Annotated in this window: 10 protein-coding genes; all 10 read left to right on the top strand. The window is 55.1% G+C overall.

Annotated features, from left to right (window positions below; translation table 11 throughout):
* Window positions 1–10: 10 nt before the first annotated feature.
* Window positions 11–589, top strand: a complete 579-nt coding sequence (gene pyrR / locus DNH61_RS20425) for a bifunctional pyr operon transcriptional regulator/uracil phosphoribosyltransferase PyrR (protein WP_111148679.1) — start codon at window positions 11–13, stop codon at window positions 587–589.
* Window positions 570–1,472, top strand: a complete 903-nt coding sequence (locus DNH61_RS20420; RefSeq protein WP_111148678.1) for an aspartate carbamoyltransferase catalytic subunit — start codon at window positions 570–572, stop codon at window positions 1,470–1,472. Before pyrR ends, DNH61_RS20420 begins: the two co-directional genes overlap by 20 nt.
* Before the next feature lie 84 nt (window positions 1,473–1,556).
* Window positions 1,557–2,843 carry a dihydroorotase gene (locus DNH61_RS20415; protein WP_111148677.1) on the top strand — a complete coding sequence of 429 codons (1,287 nt, stop codon included), beginning with the start codon at window positions 1,557–1,559 and terminating at the stop codon, window positions 2,841–2,843.
* A gap of 46 nt (window positions 2,844–2,889) precedes the next feature.
* Window positions 2,890–4,035, top strand: coding sequence for a carbamoyl phosphate synthase small subunit (locus DNH61_RS20410; RefSeq protein ID WP_111148676.1), 1,146 nt, complete (start codon window positions 2,890–2,892; stop codon window positions 4,033–4,035).
* Window positions 4,022–7,246: a carbamoyl-phosphate synthase large subunit gene (gene carB / locus DNH61_RS20405; RefSeq protein WP_111148675.1), complete on the top strand. Its 3,225-nt coding sequence runs from the start codon at window positions 4,022–4,024 to the stop codon at window positions 7,244–7,246. The genes DNH61_RS20410 and carB overlap by 14 nt, the downstream gene beginning before the upstream one ends.
* A 165-nt stretch (window positions 7,247–7,411) precedes the next feature.
* The gene (pyrF, locus tag DNH61_RS20400; RefSeq protein ID WP_111148674.1) at window positions 7,412–8,134 is read left to right on the top strand and encodes an orotidine-5'-phosphate decarboxylase; all 723 of its coding nucleotides are present in this window, start codon (window positions 7,412–7,414) and stop codon (window positions 8,132–8,134) included.
* A 1-nt stretch (window position 8,135) separates the two neighbouring features.
* Window positions 8,136–8,795: an orotate phosphoribosyltransferase gene (pyrE, locus tag DNH61_RS20395; RefSeq protein ID WP_111148673.1), complete on the top strand. Its 660-nt coding sequence runs from the start codon at window positions 8,136–8,138 to the stop codon at window positions 8,793–8,795.
* A 397-nt stretch (window positions 8,796–9,192) separates the two neighbouring features.
* Window positions 9,193–9,885 carry an ABC transporter ATP-binding protein gene (locus DNH61_RS20390; RefSeq protein ID WP_425452297.1) on the top strand — a complete coding sequence of 231 codons (693 nt, stop codon included), beginning with the start codon at window positions 9,193–9,195 and terminating at the stop codon, window positions 9,883–9,885.
* The gene (locus DNH61_RS20385; RefSeq protein ID WP_111148671.1) at window positions 9,851–11,008 is read left to right on the top strand and encodes an efflux RND transporter periplasmic adaptor subunit; all 1,158 of its coding nucleotides are present in this window, start codon (window positions 9,851–9,853) and stop codon (window positions 11,006–11,008) included. Before DNH61_RS20390 ends, DNH61_RS20385 begins: the two co-directional genes overlap by 35 nt.
* 3 nt (window positions 11,009–11,011) lie before the next feature.
* Window positions 11,012–13,927, top strand: coding sequence for an ABC transporter permease (locus tag DNH61_RS20380; RefSeq protein ID WP_111148670.1), 2,916 nt, complete (start codon window positions 11,012–11,014; stop codon window positions 13,925–13,927).
* Window positions 13,928–13,931: the final 4 nt, after the last annotated feature.

Genomic DNA, 13,931 nt, shown 5'->3' with positions numbered 1-13,931 from the left:
GGGAGCTCAGGTGAGTGAAGAACAGCATATTATCATGGATGAGCTTGGCATACGGCGGGCGTTGACACGCATCGCTCACGAGATTCTAGAGAAGAACAAGGGCATCGACAACTGCGTGCTGATCGGAATTCGGACAAGAGGCATATACCTCGCGAACCGGATCGCCGAGCGTATCAAGGAGATCGAGGGCACACCGGTGCCCGTTGGCGAGCTGGATATTACCCAGTACCGGGATGACCGTGACAATGCCTCCGGCACCACATCTGTACTGGAGGCAGTCTCAAGCGGAGAAATCACCATCCACAATAAACGGATTATTCTGTTTGATGACGTGCTCTTCACCGGGCGGACGATCCGCGCGGCGATGGATGCCATCATGGACCTTGGACGGCCGCAGCTCATCCAGCTGGCGGTTCTGGTTGACCGGGGTCACCGCGAGCTTCCGATCCGGCCCGACTATGTCGGCAAGAACGTGCCGACGGCCAAGCTGGAAGCGATAGAGGTGTCCCTTCAGGAAGTGGACGGCGGGGATAAGGTAACGATTTTTCAACAGAGGGGGCAAACAGACTATGACGGCAACGGAGCTTAAACAGCGGAGTTTGCTCGGCTTGAAGGATTTATCCGAAGAAGAAATCATGTCGATTCTTGACCGCGCACGGTACTGGGAGGAACAGCCCGAGAAGGTGCAGCCTGTCATTCCCGGCAAGTTTGTTGCGAACATGTTCTTCGAGAACAGCACGCGCACAAGATTTTCCTTTGAGGTAGCGGAGAAGCGGCTGGGCGCTGAAGTGCTTAACTTCTCGGCAGCGGTATCGAGCGTGCAGAAGGGCGAATCAATCTATGATACCGTGCGGACACTTGAGTCCATGGGAATTGACGCCGGTGTTATCAGGCTGAAGCCGATCGGCGTCCTGGCCGAGCTGGCAGAGAAGATTCGGATTCCGCTGATCAACGCTGGCGATGGCAACAATGAGCATCCGACTCAAGCGCTGCTTGACCTGTATACGATGCAGAAGCAGTTTGGAAGCCTGCGCGGCCTCACAGTATCAATCGTAGGAGACATCCTTCACAGCCGCGTTGCCCGGTCTAACCTGTATGCACTGAAGAAGTTCGGAGCTAACGTTCGCTTCTGTGCACCGCCGAATCTGGAAGCGGCAGAGCTGGATGCCCCTTATGTAAGCTTCGATGAAGCGCTGCGGTCGGATGTTGTGATGATGCTCCGCGTGCAGCTTGAACGGCATGAGGGCGGCATGATCCGGTCTGCTGAAGACTACCGCGAGCATTACGGCCTTACCGTAGAGCGAATGGCGAAGGTACAGCCGCATGCCATCGTTATGCATCCGGCTCCGATCAACCGCGGCGTGGAGATTGACGATGAGCTGGTCGAGCATCCGCAGTCCCGCATCTTCACACAGATGAGCAACGGCGTGCCTGTAAGGATGGCGGTCATTGAGCGGTCCGTCAAGGGATAATGAGAGCTTATGATAAATTAGTAACAGCGGGCTGCAAGTAACGCCTGGATGTTGTGGAAAGATAACCGAAGGGAGAACGAATCGATGGCATTATGGATTTTGAACGGCCTGATATGGAACGAGGAAGCCGGGCGGCTGGACAGCAGGCATGTGCGGGTCGAAGACGGCTTGATCTCGGAGATCGTGGACGGCCAGGAGCAGCCTGACACAGCAGGCTGCGAGATAATCGACGCTGCAGGCAAGCTGGTGTCCGCCGGATTTATCGATATGCACGTCCATTTGCGCGACCCCGGATTTGAACACAAGGAAGACATCATAACGGGTACAAAATCGGCGGCTAAGGGCGGATTTACGACAATTGCCTGCATGCCAAACACCAGGCCGGTGACCGATACGCCCGAGACGATTGAATATATCCGCAGCAAGGCGGCAAGTGAAGGTGTTGTGAATGTCCTGCCGTATGCAGCGATTACGAAGAATGAGCTCGGCCGTGAGCTGACAGATTTTGCAGCCTTGAAGGAAGCGGGCGCGATCGGCTTTACAGACGACGGAGTCGGCGTGCAGAACGCACAGATGATGAAGGATGCCATGGCGCTCGCGCACTCGCTCGGTATGCCGATTATCGCCCACTGTGAGGATGACTCGCTGGTTGAAGGAGCGGCCGTATCGGAAGGCAGCTTTGCGAAGAAGCATGGATTGAAGGGCATTCCGAATGAATCGGAAGCGATTCATGTTGGCCGTGATGTTCTGCTGGCTGAGGCGACCGGTGTCCATTACCATGTGTGCCATGTCAGCACAGAGCAATCTGTCCGGCTGATCCGGCTGGCGAAGCAGATCGGCGTGAAGGTGACGGCAGAAGTGTGTCCGCATCACCTGGTGCTGTCGGATGAAGATATACCCGGACTTGATTCCAACTGGAAAATGAATCCGCCGCTTCGCACACCAAGGGATGTTGCGGCAGTCATTGAGGGACTTGAGGACGGCACGATTGATATGATCGTAACCGACCATGCGCCGCACAGCGCGGAAGAGAAGGCGAAGGGCATGCAGCTGGCGCCATTCGGCATTGTTGGCTTCGAGACCGCCTTTCCTCTTCTCTACACAAAATTCGTCCGGACAGGCCGCTGGTCGCTGGGCTTTCTCCTGCAGCGCATGACAAGTGATCCTGCCAAGGTGTTTGGATTGGCTTCCGGCAGGCTGAAGCCGGGTGCACCCGCAGATATTACGGTGGTGGACTTGGAAACCGAGCGTAAGGTTGATCCGGAAACGTTCTTGTCCAAGAGCAAGAATACACCATTCGGCGGATGGGAGCTGTACGGCTTCCCTGTTGCCACAATTGTTGCCGGAAGAACAGTATGGGCTGACGCTTAATAACCTGCATATAGTGAAACTAAGACTCAAGGAGTGGTGATAACGGATGCAAGCGAGATTATTACTGGAAGACGGTACCCTGTTTACCGGACGTTCGTTCGGCGCCGATAGCGAGAAATTCGGTGAGGTGGTCTTTAACACCGGTATTACCGGCTATCAGGAAGTATTGTCTGATCCATCCTACTGCGGACAAATCGTAACCATGACCTACCCGCTGATCGGCAACTACGGTATTGCCCGCGATGATTTCGAATGCATTACACCAGCCGTTCACGGCTTCGTAGTCCGCCGGCATGAGCCGATTCCAAGCAACTGGCGGGCGGAGTACTCGCTGGAGGCACTTCTGAAGGAGTCCGGCATTCCGGGAATCAGCGATATCGATACACGGATGCTGACACGCAAAATTAGGCATCACGGCACAATGAAAGGCGTGCTGACAACAAGCAACGCGCCGGTTGAAGAGCTGATGGAGCGTCTGGGCGTGACCCAGATCATGACGGATCAGGTTCCGCGCACGTCGACGAAGAGCTATATCAACGTACCGGGCAACCGTGAACGGATCGTCCTGATTGATTACGGCGCGAAGAGCGGCATTCTCCGTGAGCTGACCAAGCGCGGCTGTGAAGTGATGGTCGTGCCTCATGACACATCAGCTGAACAGATCCGCCGTCTTAACCCGGATGGCATTCAGTTGTCTAACGGCCCCGGGGACCCGAAGGACGTACAGCATGCGGTCAAGGTTATCGCAGAGCTGCTGGGTGAATTCCCGATCTTCGGCATCTGTCTCGGCCACCAGCTGTTCGCACTTGCCTGCGGCGCGGATACAACGAAGCTGAAATTCGGCCACCGCGGCGGCAATCATCCGGTTAAGGACCTGAAGACGAACCGCTGCTATATCACTTCTCAGAACCATGGTTATACCGTGTTGGAGGAGTCAATCGTCGGAACAGGTCTTGAGATCACACATATCAACAATAATGACCGCACAATTGAAGGCCTGAGACATGCTGCGTATCCGGCATTCTCGGTGCAGTACCATCCGGAAGCAGCACCGGGTCCATTCGACTCCAGCTATCTCTTCGATGAGTTTCTGGATATGATCCGCGAACATAAGAGAAACAACCCGCAAATGCCGCGCCAGGCACGGTTGTCGGAATCGTTGAGAGGAGAACTGAGCTATGCCCAAAAATAATGAACTGAAGAAAATTCTCGTCATTGGCTCGGGTCCAATCGTCATCGGCCAGGCGGCAGAGTTTGACTATGCCGGTACACAGGCCTGCCAGGCCCTGAAAGAAGAAGGCTACGAGGTTGTCCTGATCAACAGCAACCCGGCAACGATTATGACTGATACGAACATGGCGGACAAAGTATATATCGAACCGATTACCCTGGATTTTGTTACACAGATCATCAGACAGGAGCGACCGGACGGCCTGCTGCCGACTCTGGGCGGCCAGACTGGTCTTAACATGGCGGTGGAGCTGGCACGCGCAGGCGTGCTGGACCGCGAGAATGTGAAGCTGCTGGGCACACAGCTGACTGCCATCGAGAAGGCAGAGGACCGTGACCTGTTCCGTGACCTGATGCGCGAGCTGGAGCAGCCGGTGCCGGAAAGCACAATTGTTACGACGGTTGAGGAAGCACTCGAGTTTGCCAATGAGATTGGCTACCCGATCATCGTGCGTCCTGCGTACACGCTGGGCGGAACCGGCGGCGGCATCTGCTCCACAGAGGAAGAGCTGAAGGAGATTGTCGCTTCAGGTATCCGCTACAGCCCGATCAGCCAGTGTCTGGTTGAGAAGAGCATCGCGGGTATGAAGGAAGTTGAATACGAGGTTATGCGTGATGCGAACGATAACTGTATCGTCGTATGTAACATGGAGAACTTCGATCCGGTTGGCGTCCATACAGGCGACAGCATCGTTGTGGCGCCGAGCCAGACGCTCTCCGACCGGGAGTATCAGATGCTGCGTTCCGCATCCTTGAAGATTATCCGTGCCCTGAACATTGAAGGCGGCTGTAATGTGCAGTTCGCGCTTGATCCGTACAGCTATCAATACTATGTCATTGAAGTGAATCCGCGGGTAAGCCGTTCATCGGCCTTGGCCTCCAAGGCAACCGGTTACCCGATCGCCAAGATGGCGGCGAAGATTGCAATCGGTTATACGCTGGATGAGATCGTGAATCCGGTAACCGGCCAGACCTATGCCTGCTTCGAGCCAACCCTTGATTATATTGTATCGAAAATCCCGCGCTGGCCGTTCGATAAGTTCATCTCGGCCAACCGCAAGCTGGGCACCCAGATGAAGGCGACCGGCGAGGTGATGGCAATTGGCCGTACCTTTGAGGAGTCCATGCACAAGGCAGTGCGCTCGCTTGAAATCGGTGTTCATCGTATTCATCTGAAGGATGCTCCGGGCATTGAGGACGAAGTGCTGCGCACACGGCTCGCAAAGCCGGATGACGAGCGGATGTTCCTGGTTGCCGAAGCGTTCCGCCGCGGCTACAAGTTGCAGGAGATTCAGGATCTGACGAATATTGACTGGTGGTTCCTTGACAAGATTGAGGGAATCGTTGCTTTCGAGGAGCGGCTGAAATCAGAAGCTGAGCTTACCGAAGAGCTGCTTTACGAAGCCAAGCGCAAAGGCTTCTCCGACCGCTCAATCGCCGAGCTGCGCCGTGAAGGCGGAGCAGCAGCTGACTATACGGATGAGCTCGATATCCGTTCGCTGCGGAATGATCTGAACCTCAGACCGGTATACAAGATGGTTGACACCTGTGCGGCAGAATTTGAAGCCACTACGCCTTACTACTACTCGACCTATGAGGTCGAAAATGAAGTAACTGAGTCCGAGAAGGAGAAGGTCCTGGTGCTCGGCTCGGGTCCGATCCGGATTGGCCAGGGCATTGAGTTTGACTACTCGACCGTGCATGCGGTCTGGGCCATTCAGAATGCGGGCTATGAAGCAGTTATTATCAATAACAACCCGGAGACCGTATCGACGGATTTCTCAACCTCTGATCGTCTGTACTTTGAACCGCTGTTCTTCGAGGATGTCATGAATGTCATCGAGCAGGAGAAGCCGATCGGTGTCATCGTGCAGTTCGGCGGTCAGACTGCAATCAATCTGGCGGCTCCGCTGGCGAAGGCGGGTGTCCGCATCCTGGGCTCCAGCCTGGAGAGCATTGATGCGGCAGAGGACCGGAAGAAATTCGAAGCGCTGCTGCGCAAGCTGGACATCGCCCAGCCGGAAGGCAGCACAGTCACTTCTGTGGACGAAGCGGTCAGCACCGCCAGCAAGCTGGGCTATCCGGTTCTTGTCCGTCCATCTTACGTGCTTGGCGGCCGTGCGATGGAAATCGTGTACTCCGATGAAGAGCTTCTCCGCTATATGGCGGAAGCGGTCCGGGTTAACCCGGAGCATCCGGTGCTGATTGACCGCTACATGCTTGGCAAGGAAGCGGAAGTTGACGCGATCTGCGATGGCGAGACAGTGCTGATCCCAGGCATCATGGAGCATGTGGAGCGCGCAGGCGTTCACTCCGGCGACTCGATCGCCGTGTATCCGCCGCAATCCCTGTCGGATGAAATCAAGCAGGAGATTGTCGACATCACGATCAAGATTGCCAAGGAATTCAAGGTCATTGGTACGGTCAACATCCAGTTCGTTATCTACAAGGAAAAGGTGTATGTGATCGAGGTTAACCCGAGATCGTCCCGTACGGTGCCGTTCCTGAGCAAGGTTACGAACGTGCCGATGGCAAACCTGGCGACACAGGCAATCCTCGGCAACAAGCTGGCGGATCTTGGCTACAGCGAAGGACTGTGGCCGGAGGATGAATTCGTATCGGTTAAAGTGCCGGTGTTCTCCTTCGCCAAGCTGCGCCGGGTCGACCCGACACTGACGCCGGAGATGAAATCAACCGGTGAGGTTATGGGCCGTGACATCCAGTATGCTAAGGCGCTGTACAAAGGCCTTATCGGCGCCGGCATGAGGATCCCGCCAACCGGATCAATCATTGCGACCGTCGCGGACAAGGACAAAGCCGAGACGATTGATATTTTGCGCGGCTTCTACGAGCTTGGCTACAATATTATCGCTACGGGCGGTACGGCGACTGCGCTTGAAGAAGCTGGTCTTCGGGTCACCCGTGTGAACAAGCTGAGCGAGGGCTCGCCAAACATTCTGGATCTGATCCGCAATGGCCAGGCACACTTTGTTGTCAACACGCTGACCAAAGGCAAGACGCCTGAGCGGGACGGCTTCCGGATTCGCCGTGAAGCTGTTGAGAACGGCATTGTTTGTATGACCTCGCTTGATACGGTACGCGCCCTGCTGAACATGCTGGAGGCGATCAACTTCTCCTCGCGTGCAATGCCGGTGCTGATGCCGAACGCATAATATAGAACGGCCATCGCTCTGCCGCTGGCCGGCCTTAATCAGGCCGGTCCAGCAGCGGCGGGTGGCCGTCTTATATGTCTGAGGCTTTACCTGATTCATTAATTACATATCGGACAGCGGTACAACAATGAACAAGTTTTGAGGAGCGGGAAGGGAGCGGTTGGTATGTCGTTAACACGGAACGAGGCAGCTTCACGGATTATGGTAGCGCTGGATTACCCGGATGCGGAGACCGCAGAGAGGCTGCTGGCAGAGCTGGAAGGGGTGCCCTGTTATATGAAGGTTGGGCTGCAGTTGTTTTATGCGGCTGGCCCCGGCTTTGTATCCAATCTGAAGGAACGGGGATACCGGGTCTTTCTTGATGTCAAGATGCATGACATCCCTAACACGGTCAAGGGTGGCGCGAGCAGTGTCACGAAGCTTGGCGTCGATATGTTTAACGTCCATGCCGCCGGTGGCAGACGCATGATGGAAGCCGCGCTTGAGGGGGTAGAAGCGGCAGCTGGAAGCGGCAGCCGTCCGCTGGTCATTGGCGTCACTCAGCTGACCAGCACCAGCACTCAAATGCTCAACGAAGAAATTGGCATCCCGGGCACCGCAGAGCAGGCAGTTGTCCGATATGCGCAGCTGGCCGGACAAGCCGGGCTTGATGGCGTAGTGTCTTCCCCGCATGAGGTTAAGGTCATCAAAGAAGCATGCGGACAAGCCTTCATTACCGTCACGCCGGGCATTCGTCCGGCAGGCTCAGATATCGGGGACCAGTCCCGCATCATGACACCAGCTGAAGCAATCCGTGAGGGAACGGATTATATGGTAATCGGCCGGCCGATTACCGCCTCCCCAGACCCGCGCCAAACGATCGAAACCATTATAGAGGAGCTGTTGTAATATGACTTCTGTCAATCTGGCTGAACTGCCGTCCCAAATTGCGGGCGAGCTGCTGAATATCGGTGCGGTGGCACTGCGGCCGAATGATCCCTTCACATGGTCGTCCGGCATGAAGTCGCCGATCTATTGTGATAATCGTCTGACAATGTCCTATCCTAAGGTCAGAGAGACGATAGCTGCAGGTTTTGCCGCTGTTATCCGCGAGCATTATCCTTCCTGTGAGGCAGTAGCCGGCATAGCAACCGGAGGAATTCCGCATGCAGCGTGGGTGGCACAGAAGCTTGATCTGCCGATGCTGTATGTCCGGGACAAGGCCAAGGGGCATGGCAAGACGAATCAGATCGAGGGCCATTATAAGCCGGGCCAGAAGGTTGTCCTGATTGAAGATCTCGTCTCTACAGGCGGCAGCTCGCTTAAGGCAGCTGTTGCAGTTCGTGAAGCAGGCTGTGAAGTGCTGGCCACAGTTGCTATCTTCACGTATGAGTTTCCACAGGCTGTTCAGGCCTTTGATGAGCAGGGGATTCCGCTGCATACCTTATCCGGTTATTCATCTCTTATCGAGACGGCTCTGCAGCGCGGTGCTGTAGCACCGGGTGATGTGGAGCTGCTGAAGTCGTGGCGTGAAAATCCGCAGGCGTATGGTGAATCGTTTAATTCCTAGACCTCAGCTTACGAACAACATTGTCTACAGCAGGAATTACCGTAAAATTAGACGCTTCAGCTGCAGCCTTTATCCGTACGGATAAAGGCTGTTTTTATACAGCTGGAGCGGCGGTATTAGATGAAGCGATGGTATGAAAACGCATACCCGTAATGAATTCTGTAAGATTTTTAATTTCTTTCGAAATTTGATGTTTAAAAACGTAACTTTTTGGATAGCCCGGCCGTCTATACGTTATCAGGAATATTTTTGGAATTTCTAGAACGGGAGGGGTCATAGGGAAGCTATGGCATTATGGAGAAGAAAAAAACAGGCAGCTCCGGAAGAAGCTGTAGAAGAGAATGATCCCGGGGCAGGCGCCGGGGTAGCGCTGCAGAAGAAAGCTGAGGCGCCTGTCATGATCGATGAGCCGGTCAGCCGGGAACCTGTCCTTACAGTGCGCAGTGTACAGAGATCCTTCCAGGTCGGCGGTCAGCCGCTGCATGTGCTGAAGGATATCAATATGGAGCTGCGGCCGCGGCAGCTGGTCATGCTGCGGGGAAGGTCAGGCTCCGGCAAGACGACCCTGCTGAATCTGATCGGCGGGCTTGACCAGCCGACACAGGGAGAGATTCACTTTCAGGATTATCCCTTCCACAAGATGAATGACCATGCAAGGACCAATGTAAGGCGCAAGGAAATGGGCTTCATCTTTCAGGCATTCGCGCTTATGCCGCTGCTGTCAGCTTACGAGAACGTGGAGCTGTCGCTGCGCATGGCGGGGGTGCCGCGGGGCATATGGAAGGAACGGGTTACCGAATGTCTTGGCCTTGTAGGCCTCGCGAAGCGCATGCATCATCGTCCCTTTGAATTATCAGGGGGCGAGCAGCAGCGTGTTGCGATTGCCAAAGCGATTGCACACCGTCCCAAGCTGCTGTTGGCCGATGAACCCACAGCAGAGCTGGATTCCCAGATGGCTGCACAAATCATGTCTGTATTTCAATCAATCATTGAAACGGAGCGTGTGACGATCTGTATGACAACACACGATCCGACGATTTTGGAGGTAGCTGATCATGTTTACGAAATGGTGGACGGAAAATTTATCTAGCAAGCGGAGTGAAGGGCAGAGCGCGCAGCCTGTGTTGCGCCGCGGGCGGAGCAGCTGGGGGCGGATGGCGGCAGCCTCAATCCTGGCTGTCTCTCTTGCTGTAACGAGCGGCTGCGCGCTGCTGCCGAAGGAAGAGGAAGAAGAAGTGCTTCCGGAAATTACCCCTCCGCAAATCTCGAAGAAGCCGGAGTATGAAGTCACCACCACCACGCTGGAATCACGTGTGCAGGGCACCGGCAAGCTGATGTCCATGCAGGAGGAAACCCTTTATTTTACGCTGGATGGTATGCGTCTCAAGGGCTTGAATGTCAAGGCGGGAGACCAGGTAAAGGCTGGCCAGCTGATTGCTGAGCTGGATGTGGAGGAAAAGCAGAAGCAGCTCCGGCAGAAGCGGCTGCAGTTCCGCAAGGCAGAGGTGACGATGAAGGAGACGCTCCGCAAACGCGATGAGATGGAAGCTATCGAGTTTGAAGAAGCGGTCATCCTCTTCGAGGAGCAGCGCCAGGAAATTGTCGACCTTGAAGCGGAGATTGCCAAGTCCACTCTGACTGCTCCGTTCTCCGGTACTGTGGTTCAGGTAAACGTGGAGAAGGGCGCCCAAATTAAGTCGTATGACCCGATCTGCATTATTGCTAATACAAGCAGCCTGATCGTAGCCGCTTCGCTGTCGAAGGATGATCTGTCCAAGGTCACAATCGGCATGCCAGCAGTTGTCGAGATCAGCGGTATCGGCAAGGTAGAGGGCAAGGTTAAACAGCTTCCCCTGCCGGCAACAAATAACGGCAACGGCAATGGAAACGGCGGGCAAAATGGTGCGCCTGGAGGCAATGGAGCACAGAAGCCTGAGCGGCCGGAGGACTTTCTTATTGTAGATGTCGGCAAGCTGCCGAAGGAAGCAGTGCGCGGCACGAATCTGACCGTCAGCATCGTAACCAAACGGAAGGAAAACGCAGTCGTCATCCCTGTGTCCACCCTCCGTACAATCGGAGCGCGCACATATGTACAGGTGGTTGAGGAAGATGGCAGCAAGCGAGAAGTGGATGTTGCGGTAGGTCAGCAAACGTCAACGCAGGTGGAAATTCTCGAGGGATTGACACCGGGGCAGAAAGTCGTAGGTCGATAAAGGATGGGAGTACCGCTGCTGCGATTTTTGTTTCGGAAAATGTGGAATACGAGGTGGCTGACGTTAAGCACCCTCGCAGGTCTGATCATAGCCGTGGCCTTTGCCACAAGTATTCCGATGTACGCGGATGGCGCCTTGAAGCGGGTTGTAGCCAAATCGCTCCAGGAGCAGAGCACAGGCCTGCCGGCAGGCTCCCTGCTGATGCGCTACCAGTCTACAGGCGGCGACAAGACCGATCTGGCCAAGCTGGAGCAGGTAAACAGCTACATAACAGATGAGCTCCCGCAGGAAATCGGCTTTCCTCATGACACTTATTCGGGGAGCATGACGATCCGGGGAGCGGATATTTCGCCGGTTGACCCGACGACTGTTGATGCGAGCCGCAACCGTCAGATGACAATTATGACGATGACGGGCCTGGACCAGAAGGCTGAGCTCGTGCAGGGACGCTGGTTCAAGGAAGCGGCTGCCAGCGGCGACACGATCGAGGCGGTGATGATGGAAGAGGCGCTGTACCGCAGTGATGTGCATGTCGGAGATGAATTTTACTACCCCGTTTACGGGGGCTTGAATATTACCTTAAAGGTCAAAATTGTAGGAGCCTACAAGCCGATTAAGGACACGGACCCTTACTGGTACCAAGGAATGGAATCGGTGATGGGCAATCTGCTCATCAGTGAGCAGGCCTTCAAGGATACACTGCTCGGAGATATGAAGATCCCGCTGCAGAATGCAAGCTGGTATTATGCATTTGATCTGCGTGAAATCCAGACCAGTCAAATTTCGCCGCTCGGCCGCAAGCTGGAGAGGCTCAATATTGAGCTGTATCAGCTTCTGCCCGATACTCGGGTGGATATCTCGTTTGCAGATACGCTTGCGGAATTTAAACGTCAGAGCGTGCAGCTGCAGACACTGCTGTTTACATTGGCTGCGCCGATGATTGCCATGGTGTTCTATTATATTGCGATGAACGCTAGGCAGTCTCTGGAGAAGCAGCGGAGCGATATAGCTGTTCTGCGAAGCCGCGGTGCAGGTACCCGGCAGATTATTATGATCTATTTACTGGAAGGGCTCCTGCTTGGCTTAGTCGCCATGGCGACCGGTCCATTGATCGGCTGGTTCATGGCCAAGAGCATCGGTTCAGCCGATGGCTTCCTCGCATTTGTGGACCGCAAGTCGATTCCGGTGGGCTTCTCTATGGATGCGATTATCGCTGGCAGTGCGGCTGTGCTGCTGGCTGTACTGTCAACGGTCATTCCGGCAGTCATGTTTGCCCGTTCGTCGATTGTCGGCTACAAGCAGCAGCTGGCACGATCGGACCGGGGACCGCTGTGGCAGCGCTGGTTTTTGGATGTGCTGCTGCTTGGCCTGTCGGGCTATGGCTGGTATATGTTCAACGAACGCCAGATGCTGACTTTCAAGACGGGAATGACAACTGACCAGCTGAATGTTAACCCGTTCCTGTTTTTCGTGCCGGCTATTGCCATATTCTCGCTTGGACTGTTCTTCCTCAGGCTGTTCCCGCTTCTGCTGAAGCTGTTCAACCTGATAGGAAGAAAGTTCCTGCCGGTTCCGCTTTACTTGACGCTTACGCAGCTGTCCCGGTCCTCGAAGCAGTATTATCCGCTGATGATCCTGCTGATTCTGACGATTGGATTAGGGGTGTATAATGCCTCTGCTGCCCGTACCATTGATCTGAACTCGACTGAGCGGACGCTGTACCGCTACGGCTCAGACGTCATTATCAAGACGGTATGGGACGGCAGACCGGAGATTAATCCGAATGCTGGAGCAGGCGGCGGTAACGGCGGCGGCAATGGCGGAGGTTCCCAGGGTGGGGGCCAAGGAGGCGGAAATCCCGGCGGGGGCGGCAATCCTGGCGGAGGCGGAGGCGGAGGTGCTCCTCAGGCTCCCTCCAAAATTATCTTTAATGAGCCGCCTTTTGAGATCTTCCGCAGTCTTGAAGGCGTCGATGCAGCGGCACGTGTGCTGCAGACCAAGGGGAGCATTGTTATATCCGGCCGGTCGATTGGCCAAGGCACCCTGATGGGAATTGATAATGTTGATTTTTCCAAGGTGGCGTGGTTCCGCAATGACTTGTTCCCTGCGCATCCTTACCGCTATCTCGACCTGCTTGGCTACTATGAGCAAGCCGCTATTATACCATCGGGAGTGGCAGAGCGTTACCAGTTGAAGCTTGGAGATGAAGTGTCGGTAGGACTGACAGACGGGAAGGTTTCGTTCGTGGTTGTAGGGATTCTGCCATACTGGCCTACCCAATATCCGGACCAGTCACCGTTTGTCATTGCCAATCTGGACTATATTTATGATCAGGTGCCGCTCATCCCTTATGAAGTGTGGCTGAAGATGAAGGATGGAGCCAAGGTGGCGCCGCTGGTTACGAAGCTGATGGACAGCGGGATTGATCTTGCTTCCGTTGATGATGTCCGCTCGGAGCTTCTGGTGCAGTCGAAGCATCCGACTCGCGGCGGGGTCTTCGGTATTCTTAGTCTCGGCTTCCTCGTATCTGTGCTTGTCTCACTCACCGGCTACCTGCTGTACTGGTTCTTCAACCTGTCGGGACGGATTGTGCAGTTTGGCGTCCTGCGGGCGATGGGCCTGTCACGCAAGCAGCTTACGGGCATGCTGCTCCTGGAGCAGCTGTTTACCGGCGGGCTCGCGATTGCGCTCGGACTCGGCATCGGTACGCTGGCGAGCGAGCTGTTCCTTCCATTCCTGCAGACAGCAGAAAATGTGGAAAATGCCGTACCGCCGTTCAGGGTTGTGTTCGAGCAGCAGGATATGCTTCAGCTGTACGTGGTCGTCGGCTTCATGCTGCTGACCGGGGCTGCGATGCTCTTCCTGCACATCCGCAAGCTGCGGGTTCATCAGGCAGTGAAGATGGGAGAGGAGCGGTAGAGTA

The sequence above is a fragment of the Paenibacillus sambharensis genome, assembly GCF_003233845.1.
GTDB lineage: Bacteria > Bacillota > Bacilli > Paenibacillales > Paenibacillaceae > Paenibacillus_I > Paenibacillus_I sambharensis.
The sequence above is the reverse complement of the archived record's forward strand: the minus strand, read 5'-3'. Positions and strand labels throughout refer to the sequence as shown.